This is a genomic window from Micromonospora sp. DH14 (assembly GCF_029809455.1).
Lineage (GTDB): Bacteria > Actinomycetota > Actinomycetes > Mycobacteriales > Micromonosporaceae > Micromonospora > Micromonospora parva.
Map to the genome: position 1 here is coordinate 36,117 of NZ_JARVKT010000002.1, position 13,440 is coordinate 49,556.

Annotated in this window: 13 protein-coding genes, 1 tRNA gene and 1 other RNA gene; 11 read left to right on the forward strand and 4 right to left on the reverse strand. The window is 70.9% G+C overall.

The window, feature by feature from the left end; all coding sequences use genetic code 11:
- The first annotated feature begins 8 nt into the window (after window positions 1-8).
- The gene (locus QCZ28_RS04330) at window positions 9-1,559 is read left to right on the forward strand and encodes an alpha/beta hydrolase (RefSeq protein ID WP_279515331.1); all 1,551 of its coding nucleotides are present in this window, start codon (window positions 9-11) and stop codon (window positions 1,557-1,559) included.
- Window positions 1,560-1,651: 92 nt separating this feature from the next.
- Here the strand turns inward: QCZ28_RS04330 and QCZ28_RS04335 are convergent, their stop codons facing one another.
- Window positions 1,652-2,146 (reverse strand): hypothetical protein, encoded by a 495-nt coding sequence (locus tag QCZ28_RS04335; protein WP_279515332.1) that lies wholly within the window; start codon window positions 2,144-2,146, stop codon window positions 1,652-1,654.
- A 92-nt stretch (window positions 2,147-2,238) separates the two neighbouring features.
- Window positions 2,239-2,793 (reverse strand): hypothetical protein, encoded by a 555-nt coding sequence (locus QCZ28_RS04340; protein WP_279515333.1) that lies wholly within the window; start codon window positions 2,791-2,793, stop codon window positions 2,239-2,241.
- Window positions 2,794-2,993: 200 nt separating this feature from the next.
- Here QCZ28_RS04340 and QCZ28_RS04345 point away from each other — a divergent pair, with 200 nt between their 5' ends.
- From QCZ28_RS04345 to QCZ28_RS04370, 6 genes are all read left to right on the forward strand, one after another.
- Window positions 2,994-4,652 carry a hypothetical protein gene (locus tag QCZ28_RS04345; RefSeq protein WP_279515334.1) on the forward strand — a complete coding sequence of 553 codons (1,659 nt, stop codon included), beginning with the start codon at window positions 2,994-2,996 and terminating at the stop codon, window positions 4,650-4,652.
- A gap of 231 nt (window positions 4,653-4,883) precedes the next feature.
- Window positions 4,884-5,321, forward strand: a complete 438-nt coding sequence (locus QCZ28_RS04350; RefSeq protein WP_279515335.1) for a YbaB/EbfC family nucleoid-associated protein — start codon at window positions 4,884-4,886, stop codon at window positions 5,319-5,321.
- A gap of 4 nt (window positions 5,322-5,325) precedes the next feature.
- On the forward strand, window positions 5,326-5,652 hold the full coding sequence (locus QCZ28_RS04355; RefSeq protein WP_279515336.1) for a type VII secretion target: 327 nt from the start codon (window positions 5,326-5,328) through the stop codon (window positions 5,650-5,652).
- A complete protein-coding gene (locus QCZ28_RS04360) occupies window positions 5,649-6,350 on the forward strand; it encodes a hypothetical protein (RefSeq protein WP_279515337.1) in 702 nt (233 codons plus the stop codon). The genes QCZ28_RS04355 and QCZ28_RS04360 overlap by 4 nt, the downstream gene beginning before the upstream one ends.
- A 10-nt stretch (window positions 6,351-6,360) precedes the next feature.
- Complete coding sequence (locus QCZ28_RS04365) at window positions 6,361-7,062, forward strand: hypothetical protein (RefSeq protein ID WP_279515338.1); 702 nt, start codon at window positions 6,361-6,363, stop codon at window positions 7,060-7,062.
- Entirely contained in the window at window positions 7,059-7,721 is a 663-nt protein-coding gene (locus tag QCZ28_RS04370) for a pentapeptide repeat-containing protein (protein ID WP_279515339.1), read from the forward strand. The genes QCZ28_RS04365 and QCZ28_RS04370 overlap by 4 nt, the downstream gene beginning before the upstream one ends.
- A 71-nt stretch (window positions 7,722-7,792) precedes the next feature.
- Here the strand turns inward: QCZ28_RS04370 and QCZ28_RS04375 are convergent.
- A tRNA-Ser gene (locus QCZ28_RS04375) sits at window positions 7,793-7,877 on the reverse strand.
- Window positions 7,878-7,959: 82 nt separating this feature from the next.
- On the opposite strand from QCZ28_RS04375, the gene ffs reads away from it, so the two are divergent.
- Together ffs and QCZ28_RS04385 are read left to right on the forward strand one after the other, a co-directional pair.
- Window positions 7,960-8,049: signal recognition particle sRNA small type (gene ffs, locus QCZ28_RS04380), an RNA gene on the forward strand.
- A gap of 203 nt (window positions 8,050-8,252) precedes the next feature.
- On the forward strand, window positions 8,253-11,345 hold the full coding sequence (locus QCZ28_RS04385; RefSeq protein ID WP_279515340.1) for a DNA polymerase III subunit gamma and tau: 3,093 nt from the start codon (window positions 8,253-8,255) through the stop codon (window positions 11,343-11,345).
- Window positions 11,346-11,427: 82 nt separating this feature from the next.
- Here the strand turns inward: QCZ28_RS04385 and QCZ28_RS04390 are convergent, their stop codons facing one another.
- Window positions 11,428-12,108, reverse strand: coding sequence for a DUF998 domain-containing protein (locus QCZ28_RS04390; protein ID WP_279515341.1), 681 nt, complete (start codon window positions 12,106-12,108; stop codon window positions 11,428-11,430).
- A 202-nt stretch (window positions 12,109-12,310) separates the two neighbouring features.
- Between QCZ28_RS04390 and QCZ28_RS04395 the strand changes: the two genes are divergently transcribed.
- Together QCZ28_RS04395 and recR are read left to right on the forward strand one after the other, a co-directional pair.
- Window positions 12,311-12,619, forward strand: a complete 309-nt coding sequence (locus QCZ28_RS04395) for a YbaB/EbfC family nucleoid-associated protein (protein ID WP_030328137.1) — start codon at window positions 12,311-12,313, stop codon at window positions 12,617-12,619.
- 8 nt (window positions 12,620-12,627) lie between these two features.
- Window positions 12,628-13,221, forward strand: coding sequence for a recombination mediator RecR (gene recR, locus QCZ28_RS04400; RefSeq protein WP_030328135.1), 594 nt, complete (start codon window positions 12,628-12,630; stop codon window positions 13,219-13,221).
- Window positions 13,222-13,440 lie beyond the last annotated feature (219 nt).

A 13,440-nucleotide genomic window follows, 5' to 3' on the forward strand; every position in this document is an offset into this window, starting at 1 on the left:
AGACGAGAATGTCCTGGACCGGTGGGACGACCAGCGCGGTGCGGACGACGGCGGTGCTGACCACACTCGCCATCACCGTCACTGCCACTGCGGGCCCCGTGTGGGCGGATGCCGATGGTCTCCAGGGTTACGAGCGACAACGCCTGATCTGGCACACGTGTCAGCGCGGTGCGGTCGACCAGGCCGGTGCGGAGCTGGATCAGGCGGGTGCCACCTGCACCGAGCTGACCGTGCCGTTGGATTACGCCCACCCGGGCGGCCGTAGCATCACGCTCGCGCTGTCCCGGCTCTCGGCGACCGACACCACGCGCCGCGTCGGCGTCCTGATGCTGAACACCGGCGGACCAGGCGCACCAGCCAGGTCGGATGTCCTGCCGATACGGCAGTGGCTGGGTGACGTCGGGGCGACGTTCGACCTGATCGGCCTCGACCCCCGCTTCGTCGGTCGCAGCACCCCGCTGGATTGCGGATGGCCGACCGGTACCTGGACCCGCTCGGCCGGGCCCGACCGCGCCACGTTCGACCGACTGACCGCATTCGAACGGGACCTGGCCGCCCGGTGTGCCAGCCGCAATGCGGACGTGCTGCCGCATGTCAGCACGCGGAACACCGCACGCGACATGGACCTGCTCCGGGCCGTGCTCGGCGAGCAGAAGTTGTCCTACCTCGGCTACTCCTACGGCACGTACCTCGGGGCGGTCTACACCCAGATGTTCCCCGAGCGCGCGGATCGGATCGTCCTGGACAGCGCGGTCGACCCGTCGAGCTACGGCGCCAGGGTGCTGCGCGAGGCCGGGCCCGCCAACGAGATCGCGTTGCGTGACTGGGCGGAGTGGGTGGCCCGCCACCATGACCGGTACGGCCTGGGCGGCACCGGCCAGCAGGTGTTGGCCGTCGTGGACGGCATCTACGCCGCTGCGACCCGCCGCCCGCTCTGGGTGGGCGAGTACCGGGTCGATCGGCAGTCGCTGCCCTTCCTCCTCCTCAACCGGCTCGGCGACGACCGGGACGAGGTCCACGCCGACCTCGCCGAGACGGTCCAGGTGCTTCGGCAGGCCGCGACATCGGGATCGGCGACACCCACCGCGTCGTTGGCGGACACCCTGTCGTTCATGTTGACCGGTGCCGACTCGGCGACGGGCAGCGTGCAGGCAGCGATCCTCTGTGCGGACGTGCCGGTGTCCCGCGATCCCGGCGACTATTTGCGGGACATCCGTCAGCACCGGGCCAGCGAACCTCGGTTCGGGGAGGTGACCAGGGCGGTCAGCCCGTGCGCGTTCTGGCCCCAGCAGTCACGGGAGCGGCCGACCATGGTGCGGAACGCGGTGCCCGCCCTGATCGTGCAGTCGACCGGGGACACCCGGACGATCTACCGTGCCGGGCAGGCCATGCACCAGGCGCTCACCGGCTCCCGCCTGCTCAGCCTGCGCGGCGCTCGGATCCACGGTGTCTTCGGCAACTACGGCAACACGTGCGTGGACGGCGTGGTCATCGACTACCTTGCCGACGGGCAGTTGCCGGCGGACGACCTGGACTGCGTCAACGCGCCATCGACCTGATCGGTCCGCGCGGGTCAAGCCGGGTTCGGCTAACCAACCCGCGCTGGTCGCGCCCGCGCTGGTCACGCCCCGGTCGGCCAGCCCGCGCTCGGTCAGCACGGGCCGACGCCCTCGATGAAGAGGCGGCGGGCCCAGTCCGCGTACCCGGCGATGGTTTTTCGGACCGTGCGCCCGTCGTGGAGGAACAGGTACGCGCGGTCGCCGCTGCGGGCGAGCAGCCCGTCGAGGCGGTGTGTCCCCTGTGGAGCACGGAGGCGGCTGACCTCCGGGTAGCGGTCCCAGACCTGGTCGACGGGGGAGCCCGCCGTGATGCCCTCCGGCGTCCGCATCGGGTCGCCGACCCAGAGCAGCACCAGTTTGTCGTCCATGAAGACCGGGCTGACGGTGTCATGGCCGGCGAGCACCGGCCCGCAGGCATCCAGGCTCGTGCGCAGGATGCCGCGTCGGGTCAGCTCGTCCTCGGTGGCACCGAATTCGATGTTCCGCAGGCCGCTCAGGTCGATGATCTCCACGCTGCCGACGGGCCGGCCGTCCGGGATCGGCCCGGTTGGTGGTACGCCGCTGCCGGCGATCGAGGCAGCAGTCATCAGCGTGGCGATAAACGCAAATTGTCGCAATTTCATGGAATCCCCCAGTCCCCAACGGAACGGGAGCATTCAGGTTGCTGCCAGTGGCCGGATTACTGATTTTCCCACTGCTCGACCAGCTCGTCCCAGTAGTCGGCGCTGAGCCGACGCCGCCCGTGCGCCAACCAGCCGTCGGTGTTCCGCTCCAGGTGCAACCCCAGTTCGGCGAACGGGTCGATCCAGGTGCCGGGCTCGACGCCGAGCCGGGTCAGGGCCCCGTTGATCGGCCAGAGCGGGCGCGGCGCTTCCAACTCGTCGTCGAAGCACGGGCCCCAGGACAGCTCCCCGCCCAGCCACACCGCCGCCGACTGGTAGCCGGCACCGGCACCGAACTCCGCCTCCAGGTACGCCACCGGCCCCGACTGTGACCAGCGGGTCAGCACCTCGACCAGGGCCGTGGACAGCACCAGGCCGAACGGGCGCTCGGCGCTCCGGTCGTCAGTCGCGAAATCCGGCAACGACCCGGTCAGTTCGATCACCAACTGTGGGGTGACGGGCAGCAGCGCGAAGTCCTGGCGCAGTTCGCCGAGGACCGCGTGATCCAGCTCGGCGGTCTGCTCGCGGAGCAGTTCGGCGTCCGCGACCACCGCGCTGAGCTGGTAACTCATCAGTCCCCCGTCGTCCACAGGGTGTGGATAGAACATGTGTACGACGGCGGCGGGCTCCACCGGCCCCGGGACCGTACCCGCCGTCCGCGCTCACCCCCGAATCAGCCGGGATGGTTCGTCACCGCACTGTCCGTTCGCCTCATTTCGATGGCCCGGTCGACTACCTATGGTTTCCTGGCGCCTATCGAAACGGGGTCTCTGTGCAACGAAGCGCATCTCTTCTGGTTCTCCCCATTGTTCTGGCCGGCCTGGCGGTGAGTGCCCCCGCGCAGGCAGCGGACGGCGTCCAGACCATCACCCGGGGCGGCGTCGTGCTCCAGCACCACGAGGTGTCAGTGCTGAAGGCGACGCCCCGGCTGCGCGGCACCGGTGCCGGCCGATCCGACTTCGACGGCGACGGCATCGACGACATCGCGGTGACCGGCGACCCGTCCTACTACAGTTTGCCGCTGGTCCCGGCCGGCGTGGTCACCGTGCGGTACTCCTCGGCCGCGAAGGTCGACTACCTGATGGGTGCCATCGCGGGGGACGGCGGCGCCGTCGCCTTCGGCATGGCGCTCGTAGCGGGGGACTTCAACGGCGACCGTTACGACGACCTGGCGATCGGCAACCCGGACGAGCCTGATCCCCGTACCAGGACGCACGCCGGCGGGGTCTGGGTCATCCCGGGCGGCCGCGACGGCCTGGTGGTCGACTCGGCCGTCCACTTCAACCAGGATTCGCCCGGTGTTCCGGACAATCCGGAAAGCTTCGACCAGTTCGGGGCCGCTCTCGCCGCCGGTGACATCAACGCCGACGGCCGCGACGACCTCGCCATCGGCGCCTGGGGCGAGTCGATCGGCACCAAGGCGAGCGCCGGTGCGGTCACCGTCCTCTTCGGTGCGCCGGCCGGCCTCACCGTCACCGGGGCCCAACACCTCCACCAGGACCAGACGGCGGTGCCCGGGTCGGCCGAGAACAACGACCAGTTCGGCTACACGCTCGCGATCGGCAAGGTCGACAACAACCGGTACCAGGACCTGGTCATCGGCGCTCCCCGGGAAAACGACGGCGTGAGCTGGGGCGGCAGCGGCATGGTCACCCTGATGTGGGGCTCGGCGAGTGGTGTGTCATCCGCCGGTGCCACCTCGGTCACGGGTGCGGCGATCGAACCCGACGATGGGACCGGCACCGTCGCCTGGTACCTGGGCGATGCGCTCGCCGTCGGCGACCTGAACGGCGACGGGCTGGGCGAGGTGGTCGTCGGAGCCCCCGGCGCGCAGACCCCCGGCATCAACGGCGGCCTCGTCGCGGCCTTCGCCGGCCGCTCCGGCGGCCTGTCCAGCAGCGCCGTTCAGATCATCACCCAGCGTACGGCCGGTGTGCCGGACGACCCCGAGTCTGACGACCGCTTCGGTGGCGCGCTGGCGGTCGGCGACGTGACCGGTGACGGTAAGGCCGACGTGCTGGTCGGCGCCCCCGGCGAGGACATTGGCTCGCGGGTCGACGCCGGCAGCGTCACACTGCTCAAGGGATCCGCCGCGAGGCTGACGGGGGCCGGTGCGCAGGCGTTCGACCAGAACCACTCGGCCGTCCCGGACGGGTCCGAGCAGGGCGACAGGTTCGGTTCCGCCGTCGCGCTGCTGAACCTCAGCCGCGCCACCGGGTTCGACGCCCTCGTGGCGTCCCCCGGGGAAGAGGTGAAGGGTGACCTCGCCGGATATCCGTCCGGGGTCGTCAACCCGTTCTACGGCTCAGCCGGTGGGCTGGTACCGCAGAACAGGACGTGGAGCGGTCTGTCCGACCGGACGGCGATCGTCTGGCCCCAGCGCTACGGTCTCCGGATCGCCGGGCCGCAGAGTGGCGGCCCGCTGTTCTGAGTGCATCTCGTGCCCTCCCCAGTCGCGCCGGCCCCGGTGCCGAGATCTTGGACAGTTTCCGTTCTGCGCGGACGGAAACTGTCCAAGATCTCGACGAAGGTGACGGGTTGGGGCACATTCGGCCGCGCTGGGCCGAGGGGCGGGCCGTGTCCCAGGTGGACGGTCGTGGAGGCGCTCTCATGTTAATCTCGCTCAGCCAAGCATGATCATCTTGAGCGTCCGAGGGGACACATGACGGCCGACGTTCCGCACGCGGGAGGGCTGCTGGACCCGGGCGCTGCCATGGATCGGCTCGCCGAGTGGAGGGGTCGCCTCGACCAGCTGGCGACCGCCACCGACGCGATGAGCGAGCGCATCCAGGAACTGCGGGTGACGGTCGCCGACGGCAACGGGCTGGTGGAGGTCACCGTCGACTCCGTGGGCGCCCTCGTCGACCTGCACCTCGGGCAGCGGGTCCAACGCGTCGCCCCCGATGTCGTCGCCCGGACGATCATGACCACGATCGCTACGGCCAAGCGGCAACTGGCCGACCGCGCTCAGGAGATCATCAGCGACACCCTGGGCACCGACTCGCCTGCCGCGCGGGCGATCGCCGAACGCGTCGGGCAGCAACTGCGCGACGCCGAGCCCGGAGTCGGTGGCCCGGACGAGCAGCACAGCCGGTGGTGATCCGGTGAGCGGCGGGTTCGAGGTCGACGCCGAACAGATCCGTCAGCACGCACGCAACATCGAGGCGTTGCGCGCCCGCTTCGGCGCGGTCAAGAACGCCAGCGCGCACATCACCCAGGACGACGCCGCGTACGGGCTGTTGTGTGGGTGGATCTCCGGGATCCTGGAGGGCCGGCACACCCGGCAGGACGAGCTGATCGCGTACGCCGAGGAGAACCTGGCCCTGGTGGTGAAGGGGCTGGGCACGACCGCCGACAACTACGACAACGCCGACGTCGACTCCGACAACACGATCCGCAAGGTCGGCAGCCAACTGGACCCGACGTCATGACCGACGCCTCGCTGATCGCCGACGTCCAGTCGACCCGTAAGCCCTGGACCGGCGCGGCCGCCGCGGACAGCTTCCAGGGTCTGGTCGACGCCATCCACAGCGAGGGTTGGGTCGACGACCTGCTGGCCGGTGCGGCGTTCGGCGTCGAGGCCGTCGCGACGGTGCTGGATCCCTTCAGCGCTCTGCTCGCCAACGGGCTGGGCTGGGCGATGGAGTACTTCGAACCGCTGCGCGAAATCCTCGACCAACTCACCGGGATGCCCGACGTGGTGACCGCGCACGCGGCGACCTGGAACAACATGGCCTCCGAACTGGAGAGCATGGCCACCGACCTGAAGACCAGCCTCGGGGTGGACCTGCCCGGCTGGCAGGGCCAGGCCGCCACGGCGTACCAGACGTTGATGGCGCACAACGTCACCGGGATCGACGCGTTGAGCGGCATCTCCGCCGCGATGGCCGCCGCGACCCAGGCCGCCGGGAACCTGGTGGCGTTCACCCGCGATGTCGTCCGCGACCTCATCGCCGACCTGGTGGCGCGGGTGATCGTCTGGGCCGTCGAGGCGATCTTCGTGGTCACCATCCCGGCGATCGCCGCGTCGATCGTGGCGGCCGTCGTCAAGTGGGGCGGGCGCATCCTGACGTACGTCGGCGCACTGATCTCCAGCCTCACCAACCTGTCCAAGCTGCTGAACGGCTAGGGCGAAGACGATGGCGAAACCCAAGACGCCCCCCGGCGGGAACGGTGACGGCGGAAACACGTCGCGGCCGGGTGACGGCGACGGCGACATCCCGGGGCAGCGGCGGCGCAGCTCCAGCGAGGTGCCCGAAACCGTCACCGGCGGGCAGGATTTCGCCGCCGAGGAGTTCAAGCTCGGACGGCCGGGCGGCGACTCCGGCGACGCACCGGGTCGCCCGTCCGGCGGGGACGACGGTTACCAGACCCCCAAGCCCGGCACCCCCGAGTACGAGCGGCGGCTGGAGGAACTCGCCGCCGACCCGGCCCACAACGGCAACATCAGCGCGAAGTCCCGGATCGAGGCCGAGGTCGGGCTCGCGGCCGAGGCGGACGGCAAGATCCCCGGGCCCATCCAGCGGGCTGAACTCGACAACTCGGATCCCGCATTCCAGAAGGACCAGGGCGAGTTCGTCGATTCCAACGGGGAGAACTGGGACGTCAAGTCCCCCAATGATTTGTTCCCCGCCGGGCGGCGGGCTGGTGAGCCGATGCCCGAGGGTATGAAGGGCCGCTACGATGGCGAGGAGTTCGAGCAGAAACTCGCCGACGAGGTCGCCGGTGGACAGAACGTCATTCTCAACACCCGGAGCCTGTCGCCGAGTGCGTTGGCCGATCTCAAGGCGCGGGTCGCTGGTCGACCGGAGTGGGACGGCAAGGTGGTGTTCGACAAATGAGTAGATACAAGCGGGCCAGCGGCGACGTGATCCGCTGGCCGGACAGCCCCGACGCGCGGGAAGCGCTGGAGGAGTGGTTCGCCGACGCTTCGGCCACGGCGTACCTGTCCGGGGATTTTCTGGATTTTCGCGGCGCGGACCTCAGCCGTCTCGACCTGGCCGGCGCCTATCTCGCCAATTCGCACCTGGTCGGCGTCCGATTCGAGGAGGCCAACCTCGGCGACGCCAACCTGAGCAACGCCGAGTTGCAGGGCGCTGATTTCTCCTTCGCCGACCTGGCCAAGGCGGAAATGGTCGGTTGTTCGGCCGGTAATGCGCTGTTCCGGTCGGCTCGGCTGTTCGCGGTGCAGCTCGACGACGCCGTTCTGGAAGGGGCGGATCTCCGGCACGCGATTCTCAATTCCGCCAAGCTCTACAAGACCGATCTGCGCGGCGCCAATCTTGAGCTGGCCAGCCTGCGCTGGAGCACGCTCGGCAGCACGAGCATGCCGACGGTGCTGACCGGCGCGCGGATGTTCGGCAGCCAGTTCGAGGGCGCGAAGGGTGCCGTCGTCGGTCCGGTCCTTGTCGACGAGGGGGCGACCCGGGCCCTCGGTGGCGCGGAGCTGGAGGCGTGGTTCTCGGGGCAGGGCGCGGAGCACGTCCAGGTGGTCGGCTGACGCCGCCGCACAGACGACTCAGGGCCGGTCCCCGTTGGGGCCGGCCCTGTCGTTCGTGCTGCTCAGGCGAGCGGAGGATACGAGATTCGAACTCGTGAGGGTGTAAACCCAACACGCTTTCCAAGCGTGCGCCCTAGGCCTCTAGGCGAATCCTCCGCGAGCCAGGATACAGGCCCGTGTCGGCCGGGCCACCCCACCACCCCCTGAAGATCGACGGGCGGTCGGGTAGGCTGGGCGTCACCTCCCGTGCGGCGGTATCTCGTGAACCTCCCCAGGGCCGGAAGGCAGCAAGGATAAGCGAGCTCTGCCGGGTGCACGGGAGGCCTTTTTGTCTGTGGGCTGGTTGATCCACTCGACATTCACGATGTCGCGGTGTCCCGGCCAGGCGGACACCGCGGTTTCCAGGAAGCCGAGTCGATCAAGCCAGGAAGCCGAGTCGATCAGGTTCGTAGGCCCGGGCGCCGCGGCGGGGTGGGTGGTCACCCGCGCCCGACCGGCGCAGAATGGCTCGGTCGAGAGGAGGCGGGACGAGTGACGCTGGCGCTGTACCGCAAGTACCGGCCACGTACCTTCGCCGAGGTCATCGGGCAGGAGCATGTCACCGAGCCGTTGTCGCAGGCGTTGCGCAGCGGCCGGCTCAACCACGCCTACCTCTTCTCCGGCCCCCGTGGCTGCGGCAAGACCACCAGCGCCCGGATCATGGCCCGCTCGCTCAACTGTGAGCAGGGCCCCACCCCGGAGCCGTGCGGCAAGTGTGCGTCCTGCCGCTCGCTGGCCGCCGACGGCACCGGCTCGATCGACGTGATCGAGATCGACGCGGCCAGCCACGGTGGTGTCGACGACGCCCGCGAGCTGCGGGAGCGCGCCTTCTTCGCGCCGGCCAACAGCCGCTTCAAGATCTACATCATCGACGAGGCGCACATGGTCTCGACCCAGGGCTTCAACGCCCTGCTCAAGCTGGTCGAGGAGCCCCCGGAGTACGTCAAGTTCATCTTCGCCACCACCGAGCCCGAGAAGGTCCTCGGCACGATCCGGTCACGGACCCACCACTACCCGTTCCGGCTTTTCCCGCCGAAGGTGGTTCGCCCGTACCTGGAGCAGCTCACCCAGGCCGAGGGCGTCGCCGTCGAGCCGGCGGTCTTCCCGCTCGTGGTGCGCGCCGGTGGCGGCAGCATGCGGGACAGCCTCTCCGTGCTCGACCAGCTCATCGCCGGCGCCGGCCCGGAGGGCGTCAGCTACGCCCGGGCCGTGTCCCTGCTCGGGGTCACAGACTCCGCGTTGATCGACGAGATGTGCGACGCGCTGGCCGCCGGTGACGGCACCGCCGCCTACGCCACCGTCGACCGGGTCGCCGAGGCCGGGCACGACATGCGCCGGTTCGCCTCCGACCTGCTGGAACGGCTGCGCGACCTGATCGTGCTCCAGCAGGTGCCGGACGCCGCCGCGAAGGGCCTGATCGACGGTCCGGCCGACCAGATCGAGCGGATGGCCGCCCAGGCCTCGCAACTCGGCCCGGCCACGCTCTCCCGTTGCGCCGACATCGTGCACGACGGCCTGGTGGAGATGCGCGGCACCACAGCGCCCCGCCTGCTGCTGGAGCTGATCTGCGCCCGGATGCTGCTGCCCGGCGTCGACGACTCCACCGGCGGCCTCCTCCAGCGCCTGGAACGGATGGAACGCCGGCTCACAGTGGGCGGCACCGACGCGCCGTCGGCAGCCGCCGGCTCCGCGCCCGCCAACCACCCAGGGGTACGCCCACAGCCCGCCGCACCGGTCCCGGCTGCCGCCACCCCCGTGAACGCTCCGACCTCCGCACCGCCGTGGGAGGTCGACCCGGCCGCGTCCCCGGGTGCTTCCGCGCCGGCCGCCTCGGCCACCGGGGCACCCGCCTCCGACGCTCCGATTTCAAGCGCTCCCAGCTCGGGTGCTCCGACCTCCGGTGCGCCGGCCTCGTACGTGTCGACGGCCGACTCGCCGATCCCCGCGTCCCCGGGTGCGTCGACCGGCTCGGTCACTGTTGACCCGACCGTCCCGGTCTCACCCACCGGGCCGGCCCCGCGTCGCGTGGTGCCACCGTCGGCGGTGCTTCCCGACCCGGCCACGCCCGCGCCGCCCCGCCCGGGGGCACCGGCTCCCGCGCTGGATGCGGTCGCGGTGCGCCGCGTCTGGCCCGACGTGGTCGGCAAGGTCAACCGGACCAACAAGCGGATCGCCGCTCTGATGCGGGACGCAGTGGTCCGTGAACTCGACGGCGACATGCTGGTCCTGACGGTGAAGTCCACGGTGCTGGCCAAGATGATGGCCGACCACGCGGCGGTGCTCACCGACGCGCTCTACGAGGAGTTGGGCGGGCGCTGGCAGATCCGGTGTGAGGTGGCCGGCGAGCGCGGTGGCGCATCGCTGTCCGGCCCTCCGCGCTCGCAACCCGCCACCCCGGCCCGCCCCGCAGCCTCGCCCGCCGCGACCCCGACGGCCGGCCCGACGAGCGCACCGCCAGCCGTGCCGGGCTCGCCCGCCGCTGGCTCGCCCTCCGTGCCGGGCTCGAACGCCGCCCCTGGCACGAACCCCGCGTCAGGCTTCGACCCTGCGTCAGGGTCGAACGCTGCGCCGGGCTCCAACCCCGCGCCTGGCTTGAACCCTGGGTCAGGCCCCAACGCTGCGCCGGGCTCGAACCCCGGGTCAGGCATCGGCGCAGCGGCTGGCACGAACGCGCCAAGTGGGAACGCCGCCGGGCCGGGGGCTGTGACACCCAACGCCCCGAGCGGCGCTGCCGGCCCGACGAGTGCGCCGCGCACGGCGGTGAACCCGACCGGCCCGGCTTCGCGGGGCGGTGTCGGCGCGGGTGGCGGTGGTCAGGGTGCGGGTCGACAGGGTGCGGTGCCGTCCGCCCCGGCAGCCGACGACGAGGGTGACTGGCCGGAGGCGGCCCGCCCCGGCGGCGGCGCCCCCGTCGCCGAGGCGACGGATGACGAGGACTGGCCGGAGGCCGCCCAACCCGGCGGTGCGTCGGCCGGCAGCGGATCGAGCCCGGACGGCTCCCAGCCCGCGTCGGCGTCGACCGGCGCGAACGGCGGCGACGCGAACGGCAGCGGCACCAACGGCGGCGCGGTGACCGGCACCAACGGCACCGGCACCAACGGCGGGGGTACCAACGGCGGGGGTACCAACGGCGGCGGTGCGAACGGTGCCGGACCCGGTGGTTCGGGTGGCCCCGGGGCGGCGGCCGGTGGCGGTAGGCCGGGCGGGCGGGGTAACCCGACACCGGCGGCCCGGCAGCCGGCGACAGCCGGTGGTGCCCCGGTGAGCAGCGCCATCGCCGCGGCTCGCGCGGCGGCGGCGGGGCGCGGTGCGCGTACCGGAGCGGCGGCCCGGCCCGTCGCGGACGCCGAATGGGCCGGCGAGCCGCCCTACGACCCGGACTTCGACGGTCCGACGCGAGCCGGTCGGCCCGGCGGCGCGGCACCGGCGGCGACCCCGGTCTATGAGGGGTTCGACCCGGGCGACGAGCCGTTGGACGAGATCATCGACGAGAAGACCGCGCGGGAGTCGAGCGAGGAGCAGGCGGTACGGCTGCTCCGGGAGGCCTTCGGCGCCGAAAAGATCAACGAGGTGGACGCCCGCTAAGGCCCACCCTCCTGCCGCACGAGTCATGGCCTGCGTCGTCGATCATGGAGTTGTGGTGGGTGACAAACCACCCGTCACTGGTCTATTCAGGCAACACCACTCCATGATCGACGCGGGTGGGGGTGGGGTGGGGTTCGGCTAGGAGGACGGCTAGGGCGCAGGCCCAGAGGGGGAAGGGTAGGACGGCTATTCGTTCCATGCCGCCTACCCCGATTGCCAGGCCCTGCTGGGCGGCGAACAACGTCGTCCCGGCCAGCGCGATGAGCCCTGCGGTGAGGGTGAGTCGTCGGTACCGGCCGAGCGTCGTGCCGCTCGGGGCGAAGCCGGCGAGGAGCAGACCGACGTTGCCCAGACCCATGATCAGGAATGCGCCGAGGACGTGCAGGTTCTCGTCGACGTCGGCCGGGTAGCCGGCCGCGAGGGCGTAGCCGCCGGTGGCCAGCAACAGGAGGGTCTGGGCCGAGCGCACCACCGGGCCGCGGCCGAGGATCCGCCAGGTCAGCAGCAGCCCGACGGCGAGCAGTACGGCGGTGGCCAGGGTCGCGGTGTTCATCAGTGGGTGCCACGGCGAGCAGACGTAGCGGGGGCGGGTGGTGTCCCAGTTGCCGCAGTGGACGTTGCCGAGGTCGCTGATGTTGTGGGTGGCCCAGCTGTAGGTCGGCTCGCGCCAGCGCAGCCCGGTGACCAGACTGGCGACGAGAAAGACGGGCGCGGCCGCCAGCCAGCACAGCGCGCCGACCCGGCCGGTACGGGTGAGGTTCATACCCCGAGCAGACCAGCGCGACGGCGGTGGGCGCACTACCACCAGATGGCCGGTTCGGGGTATGGGTAGCCGTACCCGGAGAGCCCGGCGTGGGCGGACGCACCGGGCGGGGCGAGGTCGGTCCCAGCGGATAGGCTGAGCGGCGGTCGAGCAGACGAGTGCGAGAAGGAGCCATCCCGTGCGCCCAGGTGGACAGCCGAACATGCAGCAGATGCTGAAGCAGGCGCAGAAGATGCAGCAGCAGATCGCCGCCGCGCAGGCCGAGCTGGCCGAGGCCGAGCTGACCGGCACCGCCGGTGGCGGGCTGGTCACCGCGACCGTCTCCGGCTCCGGTGAGCTGAAGGCCATCAAGATCGACCCGAAGGCCGTCGACCCGGAGGACGTGGAGACGCTGGAGGATCTGGTCATCGCGGCCGTGCACAACGCCGCCGAGGCGGCCCGGGAGCTGACCGAGCGCAAGATGGGCCCGGTCGCCGGCGGCATGGGCGGCCTCGGCCTGCCCGGTTTCTGAGCCGGCAGATGTACGAAGGTGCCATCCAGGATCTGATCGACGAACTGGGTCGGCTGCCGGGCGTGGGTCCGAAGAGCGCTCAGCGGATCGCGTTCCACGTTCTCTCGGCGGATCCGGCCGACGTCAACCGGCTGGCCGGCGCGCTGCGCAAGGTCAAGGAGCTGGTCCGGTTCTGCACCACCTGCTACAACGTGGCCGAGTCCGAGCAGTGCCGGATCTGCCGCGACCCGCGCCGCACCGACGAGGTGCTGTGCGTGGTGGAGGAGCCCAAGGACGTGGTGGCCATCGAGCGGACTGGTGAGTTCCGCGGTCGCTACCACGTGCTGGGCGGTGCGATCAATCCGCTGGAAGGGATCGGTCCGGACAATCTGCGCATCCGGGAGTTGATGATCCGGCTCGGTGGCGGCGGGGTGCGGGAGCTGATCCTGGCCACGGACCCGAACACCGAGGGCGAGGCGACAGCGACCTATCTGGCGTTGATGGTGAAGCCGATGGGCATCTCGGTGACCCGGCTGGCCAGCGGGCTGCCGGTCGGCGGCGATCTGGAGTACGCCGACGAGATCACCCTCGGTCGGGCCTTCGAGGGGCGTCGCGCGGTCTGACCCTGATGTACGACCGGTGGCCGGCACCCGGGTGGGTGCCGGCCACCGCTGTGTCCCTGCCCGGAAATGATCTGACACCTGTGCCCTCATCGGGGCTGTTCGACGTAACAGTTTGGCATCGCGGGTGCTGATTGATCGGTTTTGGCCGCCGTTTGCCTACGAATCGAATGTCAAGCGGCGGTTGAGGCACGATCCGATACCAACAGTCCACCCGGCTGT

Bases quoted from the DNA above. Each gene is read 5' to 3' on its own strand.
- QCZ28_RS04330 (WP_279515331.1), top strand. From the start codon at position 9: ATGTCCTGGACCGGTGGGACGACCAGCGCGGTGCGGACGACGGCGGTG.
- QCZ28_RS04335 (WP_279515332.1), bottom strand. From the start codon at position 2,146: ATGACTGCTGCCTCGATCGCCGGCAGCGGCGTACCACCAACCGGGCCG.
- QCZ28_RS04340 (WP_279515333.1), bottom strand. From the start codon at position 2,793: ATGAGTTACCAGCTCAGCGCGGTGGTCGCGGACGCCGAACTGCTCCGC.
- QCZ28_RS04350 (WP_279515335.1), top strand. From the start codon at position 4,884: ATGACGGCCGACGTTCCGCACGCGGGAGGGCTGCTGGACCCGGGCGCT.
- QCZ28_RS04360 (WP_279515337.1), top strand. From the start codon at position 5,649: ATGACCGACGCCTCGCTGATCGCCGACGTCCAGTCGACCCGTAAGCCC.
- QCZ28_RS04365 (WP_279515338.1), top strand. From the start codon at position 6,361: ATGGCGAAACCCAAGACGCCCCCCGGCGGGAACGGTGACGGCGGAAAC.
- QCZ28_RS04370 (WP_279515339.1), top strand. From the start codon at position 7,059: ATGAGTAGATACAAGCGGGCCAGCGGCGACGTGATCCGCTGGCCGGAC.
- QCZ28_RS04390 (WP_279515341.1), bottom strand. From the start codon at position 12,108: ATGAACCTCACCCGTACCGGCCGGGTCGGCGCGCTGTGCTGGCTGGCG.
- QCZ28_RS04395 (WP_030328137.1), top strand. From the start codon at position 12,311: ATGCAGCAGATGCTGAAGCAGGCGCAGAAGATGCAGCAGCAGATCGCC.
- recR (WP_030328135.1), top strand. From the start codon at position 12,628: ATGTACGAAGGTGCCATCCAGGATCTGATCGACGAACTGGGTCGGCTG.